The organism is Caulobacter mirabilis (assembly GCF_002749615.1).
Classification (GTDB): domain Bacteria; phylum Pseudomonadota; class Alphaproteobacteria; order Caulobacterales; family Caulobacteraceae; genus Caulobacter; species Caulobacter mirabilis.
Genome location: NZ_CP024201.1, coordinates 180,309 through 192,637 on the forward strand (window position 1 = coordinate 180,309; position 12,329 = coordinate 192,637).

The 12,329-nt window shown below is 70.0% G+C and carries 12 protein-coding genes; 5 read left to right on the forward strand and 7 right to left on the reverse strand.

What is annotated here, in order from left to right:
- Positions 1–60 precede the first annotated feature (60 nt).
- The 3 genes from CSW64_RS00935 to rpsT form a co-directional block, all read right to left on the reverse strand.
- Complete coding sequence (locus CSW64_RS00935) at positions 61–2,886, reverse strand: [protein-PII] uridylyltransferase (RefSeq protein WP_099620328.1); 2,826 nt, start codon at positions 2,884–2,886, stop codon at positions 61–63.
- A 106-nt stretch (positions 2,887–2,992) separates the two neighbouring features.
- Positions 2,993–4,420, reverse strand: coding sequence for a chromosomal replication initiator protein DnaA (gene dnaA, locus CSW64_RS00940; protein ID WP_099620329.1), 1,428 nt, complete (start codon positions 4,418–4,420; stop codon positions 2,993–2,995).
- A gap of 426 nt (positions 4,421–4,846) precedes the next feature.
- On the reverse strand, positions 4,847–5,116 hold the full coding sequence (gene rpsT, locus CSW64_RS00945) for a 30S ribosomal protein S20 (RefSeq protein ID WP_099620330.1): 270 nt from the start codon (positions 5,114–5,116) through the stop codon (positions 4,847–4,849).
- A gap of 152 nt (positions 5,117–5,268) precedes the next feature.
- Here rpsT and CSW64_RS00950 point away from each other — a divergent pair, with 152 nt between their 5' ends.
- Positions 5,269–5,670, forward strand: a complete 402-nt coding sequence (locus tag CSW64_RS00950; protein WP_099620331.1) for a hypothetical protein — start codon at positions 5,269–5,271, stop codon at positions 5,668–5,670.
- On the opposite strand, the gene CSW64_RS00955 is transcribed toward CSW64_RS00950, so the two are convergent.
- The 3 genes from CSW64_RS00955 to CSW64_RS00965 form a co-directional block, all read right to left on the reverse strand.
- Positions 5,657–6,100, reverse strand: a complete 444-nt coding sequence (locus CSW64_RS00955; RefSeq protein WP_099620332.1) for a thermonuclease family protein — start codon at positions 6,098–6,100, stop codon at positions 5,657–5,659. The genes CSW64_RS00950 and CSW64_RS00955 overlap by 14 nt on opposite strands.
- A gap of 73 nt (positions 6,101–6,173) precedes the next feature.
- Entirely contained in the window at positions 6,174–6,953 is a 780-nt protein-coding gene (locus CSW64_RS00960; protein WP_099620333.1) for an enoyl-CoA hydratase, read from the reverse strand.
- Between the two features lie 48 nt (positions 6,954–7,001).
- Positions 7,002–7,877, reverse strand: coding sequence for a TraB/GumN family protein (locus CSW64_RS00965; RefSeq protein WP_099620334.1), 876 nt, complete (start codon positions 7,875–7,877; stop codon positions 7,002–7,004).
- A gap of 116 nt (positions 7,878–7,993) precedes the next feature.
- Between CSW64_RS00965 and CSW64_RS00970 the strand changes: the two genes are divergently transcribed.
- Positions 7,994–8,626 (forward strand): DJ-1/PfpI family protein, encoded by a 633-nt coding sequence (locus CSW64_RS00970; RefSeq protein WP_099620335.1) that lies wholly within the window; start codon positions 7,994–7,996, stop codon positions 8,624–8,626.
- Positions 8,627–8,629: 3 nt separating this feature from the next.
- On the opposite strand, the gene mutM is transcribed toward CSW64_RS00970, so the two are convergent.
- A complete protein-coding gene (mutM, locus tag CSW64_RS00975; protein ID WP_099620336.1) occupies positions 8,630–9,496 on the reverse strand; it encodes a bifunctional DNA-formamidopyrimidine glycosylase/DNA-(apurinic or apyrimidinic site) lyase in 867 nt (288 codons plus the stop codon).
- Between the two features lie 46 nt (positions 9,497–9,542).
- Between mutM and CSW64_RS00980 the strand changes: the two genes are divergently transcribed.
- The 3 genes from CSW64_RS00980 (at position 9,543) to CSW64_RS00990 (ending at position 12,325) form a co-directional block, all read left to right on the forward strand.
- Entirely contained in the window at positions 9,543–10,301 is a 759-nt protein-coding gene (locus CSW64_RS00980) for a class I SAM-dependent methyltransferase (RefSeq protein ID WP_099620337.1), read from the forward strand.
- A 114-nt stretch (positions 10,302–10,415) separates the two neighbouring features.
- Complete coding sequence (gene ubiB, locus CSW64_RS00985; protein ID WP_099620338.1) at positions 10,416–11,921, forward strand: 2-polyprenylphenol 6-hydroxylase; 1,506 nt, start codon at positions 10,416–10,418, stop codon at positions 11,919–11,921.
- A gap of 8 nt (positions 11,922–11,929) precedes the next feature.
- Positions 11,930–12,325 (forward strand): DUF2314 domain-containing protein, encoded by a 396-nt coding sequence (locus tag CSW64_RS00990; protein WP_099620339.1) that lies wholly within the window; start codon positions 11,930–11,932, stop codon positions 12,323–12,325.
- Positions 12,326–12,329: the final 4 nt, after the last annotated feature.

Genomic DNA, 12,329 nt, shown 5'->3' on the forward strand with positions numbered 1-12,329 from the left:
TCTGGACGCGACGTTCGAGCGCCGCTTGTGCGCCCCGGCCGCCGGAGGGTCAAGGCGGCGCTACCGCGCCACGCTGGCCCTCGCCCGTTCCAGGCGGGGGCGGCCGCGGGCGGACTGGCCCTCCTCGGCTTCGAGGACTTCCAGCAGCGTGTTCTTCAGACCATTGGCTTTGCGTGTGTCGGCCAGTTTTCCGCCGCCCTGGGTCTGGACATAGAAGGCGTCGACCGCTCGCTCGCCGTAGCCGTCGATATGGGCGCTGATGATCGACAGGCCGGCGTCGGACAGAACCCGCGCCAGCGCTTCCAGCAGGCCCGGTCGGTCGCGGCCAGAAGCTTCGATCACGGTGGCGTCCTCGCTGGCCTCGTTGTCCAGCATCACGGTCGGCGAGATGGCGAAGGCGGCGGCGCGGCCCAGTTCGGGCGCCTTGCGCGGCTCGAAGGTGGCGGGCTCGCCCCGTCCGGCCGCCTCCAGGGCGTCGGCCAGGCGGCGCAGGATCCGCGGATTGTCGCAGCCGATGGCCGAACCGGTGACGTCCTGGACGTGGAAGACGTCCAGCGCCTGGCCTTGGGCCGAGGTGAACACCCGCGCTCCGACGACGTTGCCGCCCAGGCCCGAAATGACCAGCGCCAGGTCGGCGAACAGGCCGCGGCGGTCCTTGGCGGCCACCACGATCTCGGCGGCGTTGCGGTCGGGACGGATGCGGGTCTCGGCCGCCGCCCCGCCCTGGATCTGCGCCCGACGGGCGAGGGCGGCGTGGGCCGACAGCTCCTCGGGCCCGAAGGCGGTGAAATAGGCGTCCTCCATCGCCTCGGCCCAGCCCTTGGCGGCCGGATCGGCGGCGATCAGGGTCGTGCGCGCCTCGGCGGCGATCGAGGACTGGTGGCGGCGGGCGCTGGCGGCGGGGTCGCTGCCGCGGCCGCCGCGGAACACCGCCTCGGTGGCGGCGTACAGCTCGCGCATCAGCTGGCCCTTCCAGCCGTTCCAGACGCCCGGGCCGACGGCGCGGATGTCGGCCACGGTCAGCACCAGCAGCAGGCGCAGGCGCTCGGGATTCTCGACGATGCCGGCGAATGCGGCGACGGTGGCCGGGTCGGTCACGTCGCGCTTCTGTGCGTAGTCGCTCATCACCAGATGATGCTCGACCAGCCAGGCGATCAGCTCGATCTTGCCGCGGTCCAGCCCCAGGCGCTCGCAGGCCGAGCGCGCGGCGCGGGCGCCGGCCTTCTCCTGGCCGCCGGCCCCGCCCTTGCCGGTGTCGTGCAGCAGCATGGCCAGAAACAGGCTCTCGCGGTCGTCGATCAGCGGCATGATCGAGACCGACAGCGGATGGTCCTCCGACAGCCGGCCGTCGGCGATGTCGGCGATCACCCCCACGGCCCGCAGCGTGTGCTCGTCGACCGTGAACGAGTGGTACATGTTGAACTGCATCTGGCAGACCACCCGGCCGAACTCCGGCACGAAGCGGCCCAGCACGCCGGACTCGTTCATCAGCGTCAGCGTGCGGTAGGTGCGGCGGCCGCGCGCCAGGATGTCCAGGAAGGCCTTGGCCGCCTGCGGATCGCGCCTCACCTTCGAGGTGATCAGCCCCAGGTTCCGCGTGACCGCCGTGAAGGCGTCCGGGTGCAGGTCCAGGTCGCGCTGGTCGGCGATCCGGAAGATGCGGATCAGGTCGACGGGGTCGCGCTCGAACACCTCCGGTCCGGCGATGTTCAGGCGGCCGCCCTCCTCGTGGAAACCGGCGACGTCGAGCGGCTTGCGCTTGGGGCCGCCGCGACCGGGCAGGAACCGTGACAGGCCCTTGGGGTGGGCCTTGAGATGTTCGGTCTCCAGCTTGGCCGAGAAGGTTCGGGTCAGGGCCCCAACCTCGCGCGCGATCAGGAAGTAGCGCCGCATGAAGCGCTCGACAGCCGGGTTGTCGGCGCGGTCGCCATAGCCCATGCGCCGGGCGATCTCCGGCTGCAGGTCGAAGGTCAGCCGTTCCTCCGGCCGGCCGGTGGCGAAATGCAGGTGGGCGCGGACGGCGTGAAGGAAGTCGAACGCCCGCACGAACACCGCCACCTCGCGGCGGTCGAAATAGCCCAGGGTGAAGACCTCGGTCGGGTTCTCGACCGGGTGCAGGTACTCGGCGATCCAGACCAGGGTGTGCAGGTCGCGCAGGGCGCCCTTGCCCTCCTTGACGTTGGGCTCGACCATGTAGCGGCTGGCGTCGGCCCGGCCGTGGCGGTCGTCGCGCTCCTTCAGCTTGGCGGCGACGAACTCCGCGCCCGTGCCCTTGACCACCTCGGCGCGGAAGCGGCGCTTCAGCTCGTCCGCCAGGGCCTCGTCGCCGGTCAGCCGCCGCGCTTCGAGGATCGAGGTGCGGATGGTGAAGTCCTCGCGGGAGAGCTTGATGCACTCCTCGACCGTGCGCGAGGCGTGGCCGACCTTGAAGCCCAGGTCCCACAGCGCATAGAGCATGAACTCGATCACGCTCTCGGTGTGGGCCGTCTGCTTGTAGGGACGCAGGAACAGCAGGTCGATGTCGCTGTAGGGCGACAGCACCGCCCGGCCGTAGCCGCCCACCGCCATCAGCGTCAGCCGCTCGCCCTCGGTCGGGTTGCGGGCGCGGAACATATGGACGGTGGTGAAGTCGTAGAGGGCGGTGATCACCTCGTCGGTGACGCCGCTGAGCAGACGGGCGGTCTCGACGCCGCCGGCGCCGTTCTCCAGCCGCTCCTTGGCGATCATGCGGCCCCGGAACAGGGCGGCCTTCAGGATCTCGAGCGCCTGTTTGCGCTGCTCGACCTCGTCGCCGATGGCGTCCAGGGCGGCGGCGGAGAGACGGGCGCGCAGGGCGTGGCCGTCGACGACGTGTTCCAGGCGGGTCGGGCGTAGGCGAGGGGGCATGACGGCCCCCTATGTGCGACGCAACAGGGCCGGGCGCAATGCGCGTTGCAGTGTCCGGCGTCCCGGCGCCTGCTCCGTGAACAGGCGCCTCAGGGGCAGCTGCCGATTAGCCGCGCAGCTTGCGGGTCAGGGCTTCCAGGTCGCGAGCGAGCTGGGCGTCCTCGGCCTTCAGGGCCTCGATGCGGCGCACGGCGTGCAGGACGGTGGTGTGGTCGCGACCGCCGAAGCGGCGGCCGATGTCCGGCAGCGACCGGGTGGTCAGCTGCTTGGCCAGCCACATCGCCGCCTGGCGCGGGCGGGCCACCGAGCGGTTGCGGCGCTCGGAGATCAGGTCCGCCTGGCGCAGGCCGAAGTGCTCGGCGGTGGCCTTCTGGATGTCGTCGATGGTGATGCGCTTCTCGGCGCCGCGCAGGTGCGGACGCAGGATGTTCTGCGCCTCGTCCAGCGTCAGGGCGCCGACCTCGCCGCCCATGCGGGCGACCAGGGTGTTCAGCGCGCCTTCCAGTTCGCGGACGCTGTCGGTGAAGCGATCGGCCAGGAACTGCAGCACGTCGGGGCGGGCCTGGGCGATGAAGCCGCCCTGGCGGCCCAGCGAGGCCAGCTTGCGCTCCAGAATGCCCATACGCAGGCCGCGGTCGGCGGGCTCGATGCCGCAGACCAGGCCGGCCGACAGGTGGCTGCGCAGACGAGCGTCCATCTCGGTGATCGCCGCCGGCGGGCGGTCGGCCGAGAACACCACGCGGCGGCCATCTTCCATCAGGGCGGTCAGGGTGTGGAACAGCTCTTCCTGGGTCGACTGCTTGCCGGCCACGAAGTGCACGTCGTCGATCAGCAGCAGGTCGGCCGCGCGCAGCTCGTCCTTGAACAGGGCGGTCTGGCGATCCATCACCGCGCGGACGAAGGTCGACAGGAAGCGTTCGGCGGTCAGGTAGACGACCCGCTTCTCCGGCGCGGCGCGCATGGCCTCCCAGGCCAGGGCGTTCAGCAGGTGGGTCTTGCCGAAGCCGTAGGGGCTGTGGAACACGACCGGGTTGAAATGGCCGTCGGCCCAGCTCGCCACGCGGCGCGCCACGGCGTGGGCGAACTCGTTGGCCGGGCCCGGCACGAAGCTGTCGAAGGTGAAGCGCTCCTGCAGGCCCGCGGTGCGGGACGGCCGGGTCGGGGGCGTCGGAGCGATGGCGGGGGCGTCGGTCGAGACGGGATCCATGACCTCGATCGCCTCGGCGATGATGTCCATGCCGCCGGTCTCGGACTCGAACTCCATGCGGGACTTCAGGTCCAGGCTGCGACCCTCGGGGTCGTGCTGAGCCCACAGTTCGCCGATCCGACGCCAGGCGTTGCGGCGGATCCAATCGCGCGCGACGCCGGTCGGGGTGACGAGCACCAGCTGGCCGCCGACTTCGCGCAGAGAGGCCTGCGCCAGCCAGGAGCCGAAGGCCGCCTCGCCCAGCTCGCTGCGAAGCGCCAAGCAGGCTTTCGTCCACACAGCGCCTGCCGGAGTTTGCGAAGGCATTTGCCCGCCCATCGAAGTCATAGTTTCAGCCCGCCCAAAACCAAGTGTTCCTCGCGAATGGAGCTCCCCCTCCCCACGGCCGCGAAGCCGAAAAATCCAACGCAAACAGGGTCTTATTCAGCGGATGCACTGCGCCCGCCGTCGCCTTCCTCATGCCCAAAATGGAGATGAACTATCGCGTTAGGGCGCTCACAATAGGTGGCCCAAAAACGGTGGGTCAAACGTGAAATTAGAGTCTCGGCACGGATATTTCTGTTGACTCGGAGTTGCCCCTCGCCCGGCAAGGGAATCCGCGTTTCAGGGGTCAGATGGCTGAGTGATTTCGCCGCATGCGGGAACTGTGGACGCGAAAAAACCGGCCGGCGAGAATGTCGCCGACCGGCTGATCAACCTGCTGAATTTTCAGGCAAAGCGGGCGAATTAACCGTCCGCTCCCGGGAGAACCCCTTAGGCCGCCGACAGCTTCTTCAACTGGGCGTTCAGGCGCGAAACCTTGCGCGAGCCGGTGTTCTTGTGGACCACGCCCTTGGACACGGCGCGCATCAGCTCCGACTGGGCGGTGATGAAGGCGGCCTTGGCGGCGGCGGCGTCGCCGGACGCCAGGGCTTCCTCGAACTTGCGGAGGAAGGTGCGCACGCGCGAACGACGGGCCTTGTTGACCTCGGTGCGGCGCTCGATCTTACGGATCGCCTTCTTGGCGCCGGGATTGTTAGCCATGGGGCTCGGACCTCAAACGGACAGGGCGCGCGCGACATCCGCGTACGCCGAATAAATCGAAGGGCGGCCAAATACAGGAAGGCTGGGGGTCGGTCAATGCGACTCTGGCCGAGTCTGGCCGAAGATGACGCGATCCGTCATAAGCAACGCCGATGGATCGCAGAGTCTTCGTTTTCTCCGCATTGGCGCTGAGCGGCTGCGGCCTGTCCGGGGGACCGGTGACCGTCGTCTGCGACCCCGATCTGACGTCGAACCTGGCGCGCGCGCTCGCCGCTCGAGACGCGAAGGCCTACCGCCTGGAAGGTCTCTCGCCCAAAGGCCTGTTGGAGCGGGCCGAAGCCGGCGGCGGCCTGATCCTGGTCACGGCCGAGCCCAAGCTCACCGATCGGCTGCAGCGTCTCGGCTTCGCCCGGCTGCAGAACCGCTGGAAGCTGCAGGTCAGAGGCGCCCCCGCCCACATGATCGTGACCGACGGCGCGGGCGAGGCGGCGGCGGTTCATCTGGCGAAATGGCTGGCGGGCGAGGAAGCCGCGCCGCTGCTCAGCGCCCCCTGAGGCCGCGGCCGCCCTCGGAGACGCCCTCGCGCCGCAGGGCCTCGGCCAGGGCCCGGTCGCCCAGTCGGCAGACGGCGATCAGCCGGTCGTAGCTGACCACCCGCCCGTTGTCGCCGCGCACCGCCGTGCAGGTCAGGGCGCGTCCCGCGGTGACCCGCTCCAGCGTCGCCTTGGCCCGGGCGCCCCCGGGCTCGCGCAACTCGGGGGCGTAGAAATCGGCCAGCCGGATCTCGACCCAACTGCGCGGATCGGCCGTCCGGCCGACGCACAGGCTGTCGCCGTCGCCGACGTAGCGCACCGGACCCGTCACGACATAGCCGGGCCTGGCCCAGCTCGGCTTGGGTCCCTTGTCTGGGATCGCCTGGCAGGGATCGGCGAGGGCCGCGGTGGCGGCCATCGACAGCAGCAGACCCAGAACGACACGAACCATGAGCACCGAAACCGAACGTCTTCGAACGCTCCGTTATCGGCGCGCAAAGACGAACGGCCGGTGAAGGCGGCGGTCAGCGGCCCTTGAAGTCCGGCTTCCGCTTGTCGACGAAGGCGGCCATGCCTTCCTTCTGGTCGTCGAAGGCGAACAGGCTGTGGAACAGGCGGCGCTCAAGGGCCACGCCGGTGGTCAGGGTGGTCTCGTAAGCCGCTTCGACCAGTTCCTTGTTCATCAGCACCGCGAGGGGCGAATGGCCGGCGATCTTGCGGGCCGCGTCCAGGGCCTCGTCCAGGAGCTTGTCCTTGGGGACCACGCGCGAGACCAGGCCGGAGCGCTCGGCCTCGGCGGCGTCCATCATCCGGGCGGTCAGGATCATGTCCATCGCCTTGGACTTGCCGACGAACCGGGTCAGGCGCTGGGTGCCGCCGATACCGGGCGCGACGCCCAGATTGATTTCCGGCTGGCCGAACTTGGCGGTGTCCGAGGCGATGATGAAGTCGCACATCATGGCCAGCTCGCAGCCGCCGCCCAGGGCGTAGCCGCTGACGGCCGCGATGATCGGCTTGCGGAACTGCTCCACCTTGCGCGCGGCGGCGGTGAAGAAGTCGCTGGTCATCATCTGGGCGTAGGACTTGTCCGACATCTCCTTGATGTCGGCGCCGGCGGCGAAGGCCTTCTCCGAGCCGGTCAGGACGATCACCCGCACGGTCTCGTCCGCGGCGGCGGCGTCGAGGACCTGGCCGAGCTCGCCCAGGAGCTGGCTGTTGAGGGCGTTGAGGGCCTCGGGCCGGTTCAGGCGGACGAGGGTGACGCCCGTATCCGGCGTCTCGACGATCAGGGTCTGGTAAGCCATGGCGGGTTTGTGCCTCCGCCGCCGCTTCGGCTCAAGCGCTGTTCTGACCTATTGGGGTCCCTCGACCTCGATCCCCTGGGCGCGAAGCAGGGCCGGCACGCCGTCCGGACCGACCAGATGGCCGGCCCCCACCACGATCACCGTTTCGCCCGCGCCGGCCAGGCGCTTGCGGATCGCCGCCACCCAGCGCCGGTTCCGTTCGACGATCAGCCGCTGATAGAGAACCGGCGACGCCGTCTTGAGCGGCTCGAGCCCCAAGGCCTCGATCGTCTTCAGGTCGCCGGCGACCCAGGCTCGGATCAACCGGTCATAGAAGGCGGGATCCTCGTCCAGCTGGCGAAGCGTGTCTTCCAGCGAGGCCAGTTGGTCGGCCTCGGGCGCGTCGGCGAAGAAGGCGATCTGTTCGGTCGGGCTTTCCAGCATCTTCCGCTCGGCCCTGGGCGCCGCGTCGAGCAGGGACCGTTCGACGCCCGCCTCGACGCCGGCGCCTTGGGCGGCCAGGGCCGCCACGCTCAGGGTCACCTCGGCCAGCCAGGGTCGCAGCCCGTCCAGCGCGACCGGCGCCAGGCCCAGGCGGGCGCATACCCGCTCCAGCCGCGCGCGGCCGGCCGGCGACAGTGTCGCGAGCAGGCCGGCGCCGGCGGGCCGGGTTCCATGCCGCCGGGCCAGCAGTCCGGACTCGGTCACGCCGGCTCCGCCGACGTCGGTCTCGAACCAGAGATCGTCGGCCTGGGCCAGCGCGTCGTCGAGCGCCTTCGGGCGCCAGGCCAGCTCCGGCGGCAGGACATGCACCGATCCGAACAGCAGGATGCGGGAGTCGGCGTCCTTCACCGTCCAGGTCGCCGGCTCCGCGGTCGCCGGCGACGCCGAAGCCAGCGCCAGCAGGCTCAGCACGGTCGACAGGAGGGCGCGTTTCGAGGTCATGGCCCTTCGTTAGCGTCGACCGCTCCGCCGCGTCACGCACCCATAAATTGCATTCTTACAATCGTCGCCGGATGGGCGCAGGATCGGCGCCGCCAAGACGCAGAGGGAGGGCGGCGATGTTGATCGGCATTCCTGTGTACCAGGGCGTGAACCTGCTGGATGTGGCCGGGCCGATGGAGATGTTCCATTGGGCTCAGCTGGACGTGGAGCTGATCGCGGCGACGCCCGGGGTCGTCACCACGATGAACGGCGTGCAGCTGAAGATCGACAAGGGCTTCTGCGAGGCCTCGGCCTGGGACGTGCTGTGGACGCCGGGCGGCGCTCCGGACGCCCTGGCCGCGCAGCTCGACGATCCGGAGCGGACCTATCTGAACTTCCTGGCCGAGAAGAGCGTCGACGCCAAATACGTCTGCTCGGTCTGCGAAGGGGCGGTGCTGGGGGCCGCGGCGGGGATCTTCGACGGCTACGAGATCACCACCCACTGGGCGTTCGTGAACTGCTTCGGCAAGTATCATGGCGTGACCGTCGTGCCGGGCGCCCCCCGGTTCCACCTCGACCGCAACCGCCTGACCGGCGGCGGCATCTCCTCGGGACTGGACGAGTCCCTGAAGCTGATCGAGCTGCTGCTCGGCACGGCGGCCGCCCAGTCGGCGCAGCAGACGACGCAGTACTATCCGGACCCGCCGGTCACCAGCACCCTGCCGCCGGCCGGAACCTGCCCGGTGCCGGGCCTGGGCGCGGCGGCCTGAAGCCTATTTCTGGCAGCGGCGACAGAAGAAGGTCGAGCGGCCGGCCTGGACCTCGCGCTCGATCGTCCCGCCGCAGCCGGCGGTGAGGCAGGGCTCGCCTTCGCGGCCGTAGACCTGGAAGCGGTGCTGGAAATAGCCGAGCGCGCCGTCGGTCGAGGCGAAGTCGCGCAGGGTCGAGCCGCCGGCCACGATGGCCTCCTCCAGGACGTCTCGGACGACCTGGACCAGCTGCGGGAATTTGGCTTTTGGGACCTTGCCCGCCGGCTTCAGCGGCGAGATGCCCGAGCGGTACAGGGCTTCGCAGACGTAGATGTTGCCCAGGCCCGCGACGATGCGCTGGTCCAGCAGCAGGGTCTTGGGACTCTGCTTTCGGCCGGCGAAGGCCTCGGCCAGCAGGGCCGGGTTGAAGTCGGATCCCAGCGGTTCGGGGCCCATGCTCGCGAACCAGGGATGGCTCGTCACCCCGGCGGCGTCGACCAGGCCCATGAAGCCGAACCGACGCGGATCGTAGTAGGTGACGCGGGCGCCGGCCTCGGTCTCGAAGACCACATGGGCGTGCTTGGGGTCGGGCGGAGCGGCGTAGACGAACTCGCCGGGACGCTGGGCGGCGGCCTCTCCGGCCTCGATCTCGAACCGGCCGGTCATGCCCAGGTGCATCACCAGCACGTCGCCGCGGTCCAGATGTCCGAGCAGATACTTGGCGCGCCGGCCGAGCCGTTCGATCCGTGCGCCGGTCAGGCGCTGGACGAAGCCTTCCGGCAACGGAAAGCGCAGGTCCGGCCGCCGCGCCTCGACGCGGACCAGGCGCGCGCCCTCCAGCACCGGCGACAGGCCGCGGCGGACGGTTTCGACTTCGGGCAATTCAGGCATGCGGCTCGGCTAGCGGAGGATGACGTTGGGGTCTATGAGCTAGGCCATGAGCGAGACCAGCGCCACCTTCGGCTTCAAAGACGTCGACCCCAAGGAGAAGGCGGGCCTCGTGCGCGGCGTCTTCGACAGCGTCGCCTCGAAATACGACGTGATGAACGACCTGATGAGCGCGGGCGTGCACCGGCTCTGGAAGGACGCGGTCGCGGCGCGGCTGAACCCGCAGCCGGGCGAGACCATCCTGGACATCGCCGGCGGCACCGGCGACATGGCCCATCGCTACGCCAAGATGGCCCGGGCGGCCCAGGAGCGGCGCGGCGGCGACGACGCCACCGTCCACGTCATCGACTACAACGCCGAGATGATCGCCGCCGGGATCGCCCGGGGCTATCCGCCGGAAGTCTGCTGGGCCGTGGGCGACGCCCAGCGGCTGCCGCTGCCGGACGCCTGCGCCGACGCCTATTCGATCACCTTCGGCATCCGCAACGTGACCGACGTCCAGGCCGCCCTGTTCGAGGCGCGCCGGGTGTTGAAGCCGGGCGGGCGCTTCATCTGCCTGGAGTTCTCGCGCCCGACCAGTTCGGCGGTGCGGTCGGCCTATGACCTGTGGTCGTTCAAGGCGATCCCGCAGATCGGCGAATGGGTGGCCAAGGACCGGGAGTCCTACCAGTACCTGGTCGAGAGCATCCGCCGCTTCCCCGACCAACGCACCTTCGCCGACATGATCCGCAAGGCGGGCTTCAAGACCGTCGGCTTCAGCAACTTCACCGGCGGGGTCGCGGCCATGCACACGGGCCGGGCGCTGTAGGCGATGACCTTTCAAGCTCCGCTCATCCCGGCGAAGGCCGGGACCCAGATACGGTCTGAGCGCGTGACGGGTTTCATCTGGGCCCCGGCCTTCGCCGGGGAAACGGTCTAGGCGATGGACCTGGCTGCGTTCGCCCGCCTGCTGGCCGTCGGCTGGACCTTGATCCGCGCCGACGCCTTGATCCCGCGCGAGGTCGACCCCCTGCTGCCGCCGGGCGTCCGGACCCTGGCCGCCTTCCTGCGCCTGTTCTCGGGCCGCGCCGCGCGGCAGGGGCGGCCGGGCGAGCGGATGGCGCGCGTGCTGGAGGGGCTGGGCCCGGTCGGGATCAAACTGGGCCAGGTGCTGTCCACCCGCGCCGACATCTTCGGCAAGACCTTCGCCCAGGACCTCTCGCACCTGAAGGACAAGCTGCCGCCGTTCCCGACGCCGATCGCCAAGGCCGAGATCGAGCGCGAGCTGGGTCGGCCGGTGGAGAGCCTGTTCGTCAAGTTCAGCGCGCCGGTCGCCGCCGCCTCGATCGCCCAGGCGCATGAGGCCTGGCTGGCCGACGGCCGCAAGGTGGCGGTGAAGGTCCTGCGCCCGGGCGTCGAGGCCAAGGTCGCCGCCGACGGCCGCGCTCTGCTGCTGGCCTCACGGCTGATGGAGCGGTTCATCCCGGACGCGCGCCGGCTCGAGCCGGTCGCCTTCTCGCGCACGGTGATCCGCGCCCTGCAGCTGGAGCTGGACCTGCGGTTCGAGGCCGCCGGCGCCTCGGAAATGGCCGAGGTCATGGCCCGCGACCCCTACATGCGCGCGCCGGCCGTCGTGTGGGACGGCGTCGGCAAGCGGGTGCTGACGCTGGAATGGGCCGAGGGCGTCCCGCTGTCGGATCCGGCGACCCTGGATCTGCCCGGCCTGAACCGTCAGGAACTGGCCGACAACATCATCCGCGCCTTCCTGACCCAGGCCCTGGACCATGGCGTGTTCCACGCCGATCTGCACGAGGGCAACCTGTTCGTGATCCCGCCGGCGAAGCTGGTGGCGGTCGACTTCGGCATCGTCGGCCGACTGGGCCCGATGGAGCGTCGCTATCTGGCCGAGATCCTCTACGGCTTCATCACCCGCGACTACCAGCGGGTGGCGCGCATCCATTTCGACGCCGGCTACGTGCCGGCCCATCACGACCAGGAAGCCTTCGCCCAGGCCCTGCGCGCGGTCGGCGAGCCGGTGCTGGGTCGGGCGGCCAGCGAGGTCTCGATGGGACGGCTGCTGGCCCAGCTGTTCGAGATCACCGCCCTGTTTGACATGCGGCTGCGTCCCGAGCTGGTCCTGCTCCAGAAGACCATGGTGACGGTCGAGGGCGTCGCCCGGCGTCTCGAGCCGGACCACGATCTCTGGACCGCGGCCGAGCCGGTGGTCCGCCGCTGGATCGCCCGCGAGCTCGGCCCGGTCGCCCAGGCCCGCGACTTCGCCCAGGAAGCCCTCCGGGCCGTCCGCGCCTTGGCCCGGCTGGCGGAGGCCGACGCCGCCGGCCGCGTCACCGTCGTCGAGACCCGCGACAAGTCGGGCGGCCTGGTCTGGTTCGCCTTCGGCGCCGTCGCCTCGGCCGCGGCGGCCTGGCTGTTCTGGGCGTTGGCTTAGGGGCAAGGATGCGAAGCCCGAGCTGGGAGATCGATGGCTGGGAGCTGGAAGACGGCGAAGATCGTCATCGCGCCGCGCCGGCGACGTTTGAAATCCCCGACCTAGCCGTTCGACAGGCGCTCTATCCGGGCTGTTTCGCCAAGCTGATCTTCCGGATCGCGCTCGAGGGAGATGGCGATCCCGAAGCATGCGAACGGATGTGGGTCATCGTCCGTGAGCTTCTGCCGGATGGCTCGTACATCGGGATGCTCGACAATCAGCCGAGCGAGATCGCCGAAAACGACAGCCTGTGGCTGGGTTCGGAACTTCCGTTCGAGCCCAGGCACGTGATCGATGTCGGACACGCCAACGACGAAAGCATGGCTGCCATAGCCGCGCCGCCTGCCATTCCGTGGAGCCGATAGAGAG

What these genes read in the sequence shown, in the direction of transcription:
- CSW64_RS00935 (WP_099620328.1), bottom strand. Translation starts at nt 2,886, where the DNA reads ATGCCCCCTCGCCTACGCCCGACCCGCCTGGAACACGTCGTCGACGGC.
- dnaA (WP_099620329.1), bottom strand. Translation starts at nt 4,420, where the DNA reads ATGACTTCGATGGGCGGGCAAATGCCTTCGCAAACTCCGGCAGGCGCT.
- rpsT (WP_099620330.1), bottom strand. Translation starts at nt 5,116, where the DNA reads ATGGCTAACAATCCCGGCGCCAAGAAGGCGATCCGTAAGATCGAGCGC.
- CSW64_RS00950 (WP_099620331.1), top strand. Translation starts at nt 5,269, where the DNA reads ATGGATCGCAGAGTCTTCGTTTTCTCCGCATTGGCGCTGAGCGGCTGC.
- CSW64_RS00955 (WP_099620332.1), bottom strand. Translation starts at nt 6,100, where the DNA reads ATGGTTCGTGTCGTTCTGGGTCTGCTGCTGTCGATGGCCGCCACCGCG.
- CSW64_RS00960 (WP_099620333.1), bottom strand. Translation starts at nt 6,953, where the DNA reads ATGGCTTACCAGACCCTGATCGTCGAGACGCCGGATACGGGCGTCACC.
- CSW64_RS00965 (WP_099620334.1), bottom strand. Translation starts at nt 7,877, where the DNA reads ATGACCTCGAAACGCGCCCTCCTGTCGACCGTGCTGAGCCTGCTGGCG.
- CSW64_RS00970 (WP_099620335.1), top strand. Translation starts at nt 7,994, where the DNA reads ATGTTGATCGGCATTCCTGTGTACCAGGGCGTGAACCTGCTGGATGTG.
- mutM (WP_099620336.1), bottom strand. Translation starts at nt 9,496, where the DNA reads ATGCCTGAATTGCCCGAAGTCGAAACCGTCCGCCGCGGCCTGTCGCCG.
- CSW64_RS00980 (WP_099620337.1), top strand. Translation starts at nt 9,543, where the DNA reads ATGAGCGAGACCAGCGCCACCTTCGGCTTCAAAGACGTCGACCCCAAG.
- ubiB (WP_099620338.1), top strand. Translation starts at nt 10,416, where the DNA reads ATGGACCTGGCTGCGTTCGCCCGCCTGCTGGCCGTCGGCTGGACCTTG.
- CSW64_RS00990 (WP_099620339.1), top strand. Translation starts at nt 11,930, where the DNA reads ATGCGAAGCCCGAGCTGGGAGATCGATGGCTGGGAGCTGGAAGACGGC.